Here is an 8,441-nt window from a genome sequence, read left to right as displayed (position 1 = left end):
CTGGCCGTCGATAATTTCCGCCACCGCCACGCCTTCGTCTTCCGCCTTGTGCGCGAGCATCGGGCCACGCACGACGTCGCCGATCGCGTAGACGCCCGGCACGCTCGTCGCGCAGTGGTCGTCCACGCCAGGCGCCCGGCGATTCGGCGTCGTCCGATTCGCGTCCCGCACGGTTCATGCCGATGCGCGCCGCCTGCTCCCACAGCGCCCCGCGATCGCGCGCGTCGTCGCCGGACGGCTCCACGGCGAGCCCGAGCCCTATTCTCGCCGATGCCACCGCGATCACGATCCAGATGCCCGAGTACGCCACGTCGACGCCGATCTCGCCGCCCGCGCGCGGATCGCTCACGACGATGCGTTCGTCCGGTCCGTCCTGCAACTCGACATCGTCGGGACGGCAGCCGAGCATGTGCGACAACACCAGCCGCAAGGTCGCGCGCGCGACGCCGAAGCGCCGCCCGATCGCCGAATTCGGATGCAACCGCGCGCGCCGGCGTTCCGACACGCTCAGCCAGTTGCCAATATTCGATGCCGACGCAAAGCGGAATTCGGTCGGCACCAGCCACACATACGCCTCGCCGGGCGCGGGCGGACGGCGGATCAGCCCGCGCGCCTTGGCCAGATCGTGATGATACCAGGCGACGTCGTCTGCCACCTCGAGCGGAAGGGAAGAATGCAGCGCCTCGACCATGCGCGTCACCCGCGAGGCAAAGCGCCGGTCGCGCGCCGGGGCGGCACGGCGAGCCATGAAAACAGCAAGAAGCAGTGACGCATGCGTGCGATCCCCGATTGTCGATTGTCGTTGGCGGATTGCGGCGCGCGCGGCCATCCGCAGTCAGACATCATTTTCTGGATCAATCCTTATAGGATGCTTAGGAATCTTCCGAGAACCTGTCCGCAAGCCATGACTTCGGGTCAACCCGGAGTTGATTCCAGCTCACACCCGCCCTGAGAAATCGTCGGTTCCTCCCGGTCCAACGCCCGTCGCAGAATGATTTCCATCCACCGTCAGGGTGGCCGAGTCATTCAGAGGACACAGGAAGGAGCAATGGAAAAGAATCTGTTCATCGGCGAAGGTTTCGAAGGCCCGGGCGTCAATCTCGCCCATATCAACGTGCTGGTCGGCCCGCGCAACGGCCCGGCCGGTCAGGCATTCGCGACCGCGCTGGCGACGCCGTCCGCCGGTCACGCGCCGTTCGTCGTGATCGCGCAGCCGGGCGTGCCGACCAAGCCGCTCACGCTTCACGTCAACAAGGCGCAGATCGCGAACGACTTCCACGGCAACGCGACCTGTGGCGCATCCGCAGGCGGGCATCGCCAAGGCGGTCGCCGAATCGCTGGAGAACGGCACGCTGCCGCCCGAAGCCAGAAAACGACTGGGTCGTCGTGTCGGCGAACTGGGTCAATCCGGCCACCGACGACCTCGACGCTGTATTCGAGAATAACTATCGCGCGTGCAAGAACGCGATCGTCGCCGCGATGGAAGGCCTGCCGCACAAGAGCGCCGTCTTCAAGGCCGCACGCGACGTATCGAACCAGTTCTACACGCCGAAGAAGTAAGGAGCCGACGACATGGAATACGTACATCTCGGCCAGTCGGGCCTGAAAGTCTCGCGTCTGTGCTTAGGCACGATGAACATGGGCACGCCGCAATGGAAGTCGTGGATTTTCGACGAAGCGCAAAGCGAACCCATCGTCAAGCACGCGCTCGATGCGGGCGTGAACTTCATCGATCTGGCGGATTTTTATTCGACGGGCGTCGGCGAGGAAGTCGTCGGCCGCATTCTGAAGCGGCTGGTCAAGCGCGAAGAAATCGTCGTGACGACCAAGGTCGGCTACGACATGGCGAGCACGCCGAACGCGGGCGGCCATTCGCGCAAGCACATCATGGACGGCATCGACGGCTCGCTTACGCGTCTGGGCATGGATTACGTCGACCTCTACATGCTGCATTTCTTCGACGTGAACACGCCCGTCGAAAAAACCATGCAGGCGATGGACGATATCGTTCGCGCGGGCAAGGCGCGCTATATCGGCGTTTCGACGATGTACACCTGGCAGTTCGCCAAGATCATGCAGGCGTGCGAGCGCCACGGCTGGCACAAGCCGATCAACATGCAGTTGCAGTTGAACGCCGCGTATCGCGAGGAAGAGCGCGAAATGATTCCGTACTGCATGGATCAGGGCGTGGGCGTCTCGGTGTTCAGCCCGCTCGCGCGCAGCCTGCTTTCCGTCGACGCGAAGAGCACGCGCAATCAGACCGACTTCTTCACCGCGCAAATGTACGGCGATTGCGCGTCGCAGGAGATCGCGGCATCGGTGGCGCGCGTGGCGGAACGTCGTGGCGTGACGCCCGCGCAGATCGCGCAGGCGTGGGTGCTGAATCGTCCGGGCATCTCGATGCATGCTGGTCGGCGCGGATACGCCGGCGCAATTCGACAGCGCGCTCGCCGCGCTCGAAACCAAGCTCGACGCCGACGAAATGCACGAACTCGACCGCAACTACACGCCGTGCGATCTGATCAACGATTACACCGCCGGCAAGCGCATCGCGCGTGAAGCGCGGGCGGCGCAAGGCGCGTTCGATCTCACGCTGGAGCGCGCGGCATGAAAGAGCTCTTGCAGACGAATCACTATATCGGCGGCAAGTGGACCGAGAACCGCGAGCGCTATCCGGTGCGCAATCCGGCGACGGGCGAGATCATCGCGCAAGTCGCGCGCGGCGGCTCGGCGGAAACCGCGCAGGCCATCGACGCCGCCCGTGCGGCCTTCCCCGCCTGGCGCGCGCTGACCGCGAAGGAACGCGCCGCACGCGTGAAGCGCTGGGGCGAACTGATGCTCGCCAATCGCAACACGCTGGCCGAACTGCTCACGCGCGAACAGGGCAAGCCGCTGGCCGAAGCGCTCGGCGAAGTCGCTTATGCCGCGAGCTTCTTCGAATGGTTCGCGAAAGAAGCCAAGCGCAATTACGGCGATGTCATTCCGAGCACGAAGCCGAATTCACAGATCATCGTGACGCGCGAGCCGGTCGGCGTCGTCGCCGCGATCACGCCGTGGAACTTCCCGCTCGCGATGATCACGCGCAAGGCCGGGCCCGCGCTCGCCGCGGGCTGCACGATGGTGCTGAAGCCATCGGAAGAAACGCCGCTGTCGGCGCTGGCGCTGGCCGTGCTCGCCGAGGAAGCGAGCATTCCGGCAGGCGTGTTGAACATCGTGTCGGGCGATGTCGTCGCCATCGGCGCGACGCTCACAGAATCGGCGGACATGCGCAAGCTGTCGTTCACCGGCTCGACGCGCGTCGGCAAACTTTTGGCGAAGCAATCGGCGGATACGCTCAAGAAGCTCTCGCTCGAACTCGGCGGAAACGCGCCCTTCATCGTATTCGACGACGCCGATATCGACGCCGCCGTGCAAGGCGCGATCGCCTCGAAGTTCCGCAACACTGGGCAAACCTGCGTCTGCGTGAATCGCTTCTACGTACAGGACGGCGTCTACGATGCCTTCACGCAAGCGCTGACGCGCGCGGTCCACAAGCTGCGCGTCGGCGACGGCCTGACCGGCGACTACGATCAGGGTCCGCTGATCAACGAAGCCGCGCTCAAGAAAGTCCAGACGCATGTCGCCGATGCCGTGCAAAAAGGCGCCAAAGTGTTGACGGGCGGCAAAGCGCATGCACTGGGCGGCACCTTTTACGAGCCGACCGTGCTCGCGGATGCGTTACCGTCCATGCTCATCGCCGAGGAAGAAACCTTCGGGCCGGTGGCCGCGTGCTTCCGCTTCAAGACCGAAGAGGAAGTCGTCGCGCTCGCCAACGACACGCCTTTCGGCCTGTCCGCGTATTTCTACACGCGCGATCTGGGCCGCGCGTGGCGCGTGGCGCAGGCGCTGGAGAGCGGCATGGTCGGCATCAACGAGGGAATCATCTCGACGGAAGTCGCGCCCTTCGGCGGCGTGAAGCAGTCGGGCCTCGGCCGCGAAGGCTCGAAGTACGGGCTCGATGAGTATATGGAGCTCAAGTACATAATGATGGGCGGTCTCGGCCGCTGACGCATCGACCGGCCGCGCGCGCATTTAACGAAAACGCTATCGCGCGCGGTCTCTTGCGCAGCTCGCCGCGCTCCACTCGGAAGTGGAGGAGATACTTTTGGACACTCAAAGCCTGAGTCCGCAGGCGCTCGACCTGCGCGACGTTTCATCGTCCGCCAACCCGGCATCCGGCCGCGTCTCGCTCGACGACGCGCCGCTCAACCGCTTTCATATCAAGATCGCGGGCCTCACGTTCGGCGCGCATTTCACCGAAGGTTACGCGCTCGGCACCATCGGCTATGCCATCGGTTCGCTCAACAAGCAGATTCCGCTCGATGCGTTCTGGACCGGCCTGCTCGGTTCGTCCGCGCTGATCGGCATCTTTCTGGGCAGTCTCCTGTTCGGCTGGCTCTCCGACAAGCTCGGGCGGCAGAAGATTTTCCTGCTAAGCTTTCTGATCATCACGACGGCGGCGTTCGCGCAGTTCTGGGCCACGACGCCCGCGGTGCTGTGCGCGTTGCGCGTGCTGATCGGCATCGGCATGGGCGGCGACTTCGCGGTCGGCCACGCGATCCTCGCGGAATTCTCGCCGCGCAAGCATAGCGGCGTGCTGCTCGGTTCGTTCAGCGTGATCTGGACCATCGGCTATGTGATCGCGAACGTGCTCGGCATGCATTACGCCGATGCATCGGGCGATGCATGGCGCTGGCTGCTCGCCTCCGCCGGCATGCCCGCGCTGCTGGTGCTGGTGCTGCGCATCGGCACGCCGGAGTCGCCGCGCTGGCTGCTGGGACGCGGACGCGTGGACGAAGCGAACCGTATCGTGCGCAAGCATTTCGGCCCGAACGTCACCATCGATGCCGACAGCGGCGAGCACTTCTCCGGTCCGGGCGGTTTCTCGCGTCTGTTCAAGCCCGATCTGATCCGTCGCACGATCTTCAATTGCGCGTTTTTCGTGTGCCTCGTGATTCCGTATTTCGCGATCTACACGTTCCTGCCGAGCATTTTGAAGTCGATCAATCTGAGCGAAGGCTCGGGCGCGGACTTGCTGCTGAACGCGTTTCTCGTGCTCGGCGCGCTGCTCGGCATCTAGCTGACGATCAAGCTGTCGCGCCGCTCGTTCCTGATCGGTTCGTTCGCGGTGTGCTGTCTGTCGCTGCTGGCGCTGTCGATGCTGCCGTCGTCTTCAACGACCCTGATGATCGTCGCGTTCGGCGTGTTCACGCTCACGATGTCGGCGTTCTCGAATCTGGTCGGCGTGTTCCCGCCGGAATGCTTCCCGACCGAAGCGCGGGCGTGCGGCGTGGGGTTGTCGATCGCGTGCAGCCGGCTGGGTTCGGCGGTCGGCACGTTTCTGCTGCCGATCGGCATCGCGCAGGCCGGCGTGCAGATGACGATGCTCGCGCTGGCGGCGGTGTTGCTGATCGGGATGCTAGTTTCCATCGCCTGGGCGCCGGAGACGAAGCATCTGACGCTCAATCAGGCTAGCGGGCAGTGAGGTTGTGCGGCAATTGAGGGCGTATTCTCCGCATGTTTTGCGGAGAATAGATTGATCATGCGGAGATTGTCGCCGATAATCTCCGCATGATTCGCGGAGATTACACCTACATCTGGGAAGCGCCCGACTGGCCCGATTGGCGCTACGACATGTCGCGCCTGGCGGAGCCGCTTGCGGACGTTTCTCGCGAACAAGGCCGCCTGCTCGGTCGACTTGCCGATGCCGGAATCGCGCTGCGCGATCGCGCAAGCCTCGCGGCACTTACCGAAGATGTCGTCAAAACGAGTGCGATCGAAGGCGAACATCTCGATGTCGCGTCGGTGTGCTCCTCCATCGCGCGACGGCTCGGCGTCGATATCGGCGCGCTCGCGCCGACGGATCGGAACGTCGAAGGCGTCGTTGACATGATTCTCGACGCGACGCTCGAATCCGCCAGCCCGCTCGACCAGGACCGTCTGTTCGGCTGGCATGCGGCACTCTTTCCTACCGGCTATAGCGGCATGTCCCGCATCAGCGTCGGTGCATGGCGCGACGATTCGCACGGCCCGATGCAGGTCGTGTCCGGGCCGATCGGCAGACAGCAGGTGCATTTCGAAGCGCCGCCGGCGGATCGTCTCGACGACGAGATGACCCGCTTCCTTAACTGGATCAACGCCGCTTCAGCCGAACCGCTTCTGCTGAAGTCCGGACTGGCGCACCTCTGGTTCGTCACGCTGCATCCGTTCGACGATGGCAACGGGCGCATTGCGCGCGCAGTGGGCGATCTTCTGCTCGCACGCGCCGATCACAGCCCGCAGCGCTTTTACAGTCTGTCCGCGCAAATCCAGCGCGAACGTAAAGCGTATTACGCCATCCTCGAGCGCACGCAGAAAGGCACGCTCGACGTAACCGACTGGCTCATCTGGTTCCTCGAAGCGGTGCTGCGCGCGCTCAAACATGCGCACGACGCACTCGACGTCGTGTTTGTCCGAACGCGCTTCTGGCAGCGATGGGCCGACGCCGCGCTCAACGAACGGCAAACGAAACTGCTCAATCGGCTGCTCGACGGTTTTGACGGCAAATTGACCAGCAGCAAGTGGGCATCGATCGCGAAGTGTTCTCCCGATACCGCGTTGCGGGACATCAACGATCTCGTTGCGCTCGGCATCCTGCAACGAGCGCCGGGCGGCGGGCGCAGCACGTCCTATGAATTGCGTGAAACGGAACTCACCCGCGCACCTTCTCCGTCAACCTAAACGCCCCAAACAACGCCGCGACCGTTATCGCGACACCCACCCAATGCGGCACCGCCCGCACATACGCCATCAGCAGATCGGCGGCGACCATCGCGGCGAACGCGAGCGCCCAGACGGACGTGATCGCGTAATTCGCGCGCAGAAACTCCGGCGCATCCCATCGATCGGCGGCGACTTTTTCGCGCGCGTATTGCAGCGTGAAGGGCTGACGCAACGCGATCGACGCCAGCACGATCAGCAGCAAGCCGGCATCGACACGCAGACGCACCGCCGGCACCGACCACGATGCACCGAACACGAGCGCATACAGCGTCAGCGCGCCGAACAGCAGAAACGTCCCGATTTCGAGAATCTTCACCTTGCGCTCGCGCGATGCGACATCGCGCGCCAGCAGCGCGGCCGATACCAGCGCCGCCGCCGCGAGGCCGCCGTCACGCCAACCGTGGCCTGAATCAGAACGAACGCGATGAACGGGGGAAACGCCAACAGCATGGTCATCGCGCGCCTCCGTCCGTCGAAGCCAGTCCGATGTCGCGCAAGTAGTCCTCCAGCGCCGCAAGCCGCTCGTTGGCGACGATCGCGCCGATATACCCATCGGGCCGCACGAGCAGCCAGTCGCCGGAACGAAGCGCATAGGCCGCGCAAAAATGCCCCGCATCGTCGATAAGATCGCCGCGCGCGCCGAACGTGTGAATGCGCAAGCCGCGTCGCGGCGCGATGCTGTCCCGTTCGACATCGTGGCCGATCAAGGTCCAGTGCGTGCCCTTCAGCAACTCGAAGATACGCGTCGGCAGACCGCTAGCGCGACGGATCGGCGCATCGGGCGCGCGGTCGCCGGGCAGCACGCCGTCGACGCGATCCGCGCACGGCATCGCAAGCGAGGACGCGCGATAGCCGATATCGAGCTGATGCACCTCGCGGCCGCGCCGGAATTCGCCATGCTTCATCGCGTCGAGCAGTTTCGTCGATAGACCGAGCATGTCGGCGGCGATCGGACGGCGTTCTGCTTCGTAGCTGTCGAGAAGCGCATCGGCTGCGCCGCCGATGGCCGCCGCCAGTTTCCAGCCAAGGTTGTACGCATCCTGCACGCTGGTGTTGAGGCCCTGCCCGCCCGTCGGCGGATGAATATGCGCCGCGTCGCCGATCAGAAACACGCGGCCCGCGCGATAACGATCGGCGAGACGCGCGTTCATGTTGTACGCCGATGCCCACGACACCGATTCGATGCGGATATCGTCGCGGCCGGTGCGATCGGCGATCATCGCCGTTAGCGCGCTTGCCGTGAGATCGACCTCGCCTTCGAGCGGCACGGGCGCCTGCAACTGGAACATCGCCGTGCCCGCTAGCGGACAGAGCGACATCTGCCGCGCCGTCGAGCCGCTGTTGAAGCGATGCCACGCATCGCGCGACAGCCCCGTCAGCAGCACATCGGCGACGACGGCGCGCACGCCGAGCGTCTTGCCGGGAAAGTCGATGTCAAGCGTCGAGCGCACGAAACTGCGGCCGCCATCCGCGCCGATCAGATAGCGCGCGCGAACGGTTTGCGGGCCGCTCGCGCTGTCGATCGTCGCGGCGACATGATCGTCGTCCTGCTCGATACCGACCAGCGCGCATCCGAATTCCACTCGATGACCCAACTCGGCGAGTCGCTCGCGCATCACCGTTTCGGTCAGAAACTGCGG

The 8,441-nt window shown here is 64.5% G+C and carries 6 protein-coding genes and 4 pseudogenes; 6 read left to right on the top strand and 4 right to left on the bottom strand.

Going from position 1 to position 8,441, the window contains the following annotated elements:
- Window positions 1-126 (bottom strand): annotated as a pseudogene (locus BVER_RS30745) (FAD-dependent oxidoreductase); the annotation flags it as partial.
- A 50-nt stretch (window positions 127-176) separates the two neighbouring features.
- Here BVER_RS30745 and BVER_RS31905 point away from each other — a divergent pair.
- From BVER_RS31905 to BVER_RS25810, 6 genes and pseudogenes are all read left to right on the top strand, one after another.
- Window positions 177-629 carry a hypothetical protein gene (locus tag BVER_RS31905; RefSeq protein ID WP_157056224.1) on the top strand — a complete coding sequence of 151 codons (453 nt, stop codon included), beginning with the start codon at window positions 177-179 and terminating at the stop codon, window positions 627-629.
- 419 nt (window positions 630-1,048) lie between these two features.
- Window positions 1,049-1,560, top strand: a pseudogene (gene fae, locus BVER_RS25830) (formaldehyde-activating enzyme).
- Between the two features lie 12 nt (window positions 1,561-1,572).
- A pseudogene (locus BVER_RS25825) lies at window positions 1,573-2,611 on the top strand (aldo/keto reductase).
- Window positions 2,608-4,047, top strand: a complete 1,440-nt coding sequence (locus BVER_RS25820; RefSeq protein ID WP_050455688.1) for an NAD-dependent succinate-semialdehyde dehydrogenase — start codon at window positions 2,608-2,610, stop codon at window positions 4,045-4,047. Before BVER_RS25825 ends, BVER_RS25820 begins: the two are co-directional and overlap by 4 nt.
- Before the next feature lie 133 nt (window positions 4,048-4,180).
- A pseudogene (locus tag BVER_RS25815) lies at window positions 4,181-5,524 on the top strand (MFS transporter).
- Between the two features lie 86 nt (window positions 5,525-5,610).
- Window positions 5,611-6,759 carry a Fic family protein gene (locus BVER_RS25810; RefSeq protein WP_050455687.1) on the top strand — a complete coding sequence of 383 codons (1,149 nt, stop codon included), beginning with the start codon at window positions 5,611-5,613 and terminating at the stop codon, window positions 6,757-6,759.
- On the opposite strand, the gene BVER_RS25805 is transcribed toward BVER_RS25810, so the two are convergent.
- The 3 genes from BVER_RS25805 to BVER_RS25800 all read right to left on the bottom strand — a co-directional run.
- Window positions 6,731-7,117: a hypothetical protein gene (locus BVER_RS25805; RefSeq protein ID WP_232316787.1), complete on the bottom strand. Its 387-nt coding sequence runs from the start codon at window positions 7,115-7,117 to the stop codon at window positions 6,731-6,733. The two genes, BVER_RS25810 and BVER_RS25805, sit on opposite strands and share 29 nt — an antisense overlap.
- Complete coding sequence (locus BVER_RS34570) at window positions 7,114-7,257, bottom strand: hypothetical protein (RefSeq protein ID WP_232316785.1); 144 nt, start codon at window positions 7,255-7,257, stop codon at window positions 7,114-7,116. Before BVER_RS34570 ends, BVER_RS25805 begins: the two co-directional genes overlap by 4 nt.
- Window positions 7,254-8,441: FAD-dependent monooxygenase (locus tag BVER_RS25800; RefSeq protein WP_050455686.1), on the bottom strand; the 1,188-nt coding region annotated here is incomplete at its 5' end. The genes BVER_RS25800 and BVER_RS34570, both read right to left, overlap by 4 nt.

This window comes from Candidatus Burkholderia verschuerenii, from assembly GCF_001189365.1.
GTDB lineage: Bacteria > Pseudomonadota > Gammaproteobacteria > Burkholderiales > Burkholderiaceae > Caballeronia > Caballeronia verschuerenii.
Note: the sequence above shows the minus strand (reverse complement) of the source record. Positions and strands in the feature narration are given on the sequence as shown.

What these genes read in the sequence shown, in the direction of transcription:
- BVER_RS31905 (WP_157056224.1), top strand. Translation starts at nt 177, where the DNA reads ATGCCGATGCGCGCCGCCTGCTCCCACAGCGCCCCGCGATCGCGCGCG.
- BVER_RS25820 (WP_050455688.1), top strand. Translation starts at nt 2,608, where the DNA reads ATGAAAGAGCTCTTGCAGACGAATCACTATATCGGCGGCAAGTGGACC.
- BVER_RS25810 (WP_050455687.1), top strand. Translation starts at nt 5,611, where the DNA reads ATGATTCGCGGAGATTACACCTACATCTGGGAAGCGCCCGACTGGCCC.
- BVER_RS34570 (WP_232316785.1), bottom strand. Translation starts at nt 7,257, where the DNA reads ATGACCATGCTGTTGGCGTTTCCCCCGTTCATCGCGTTCGTTCTGATT.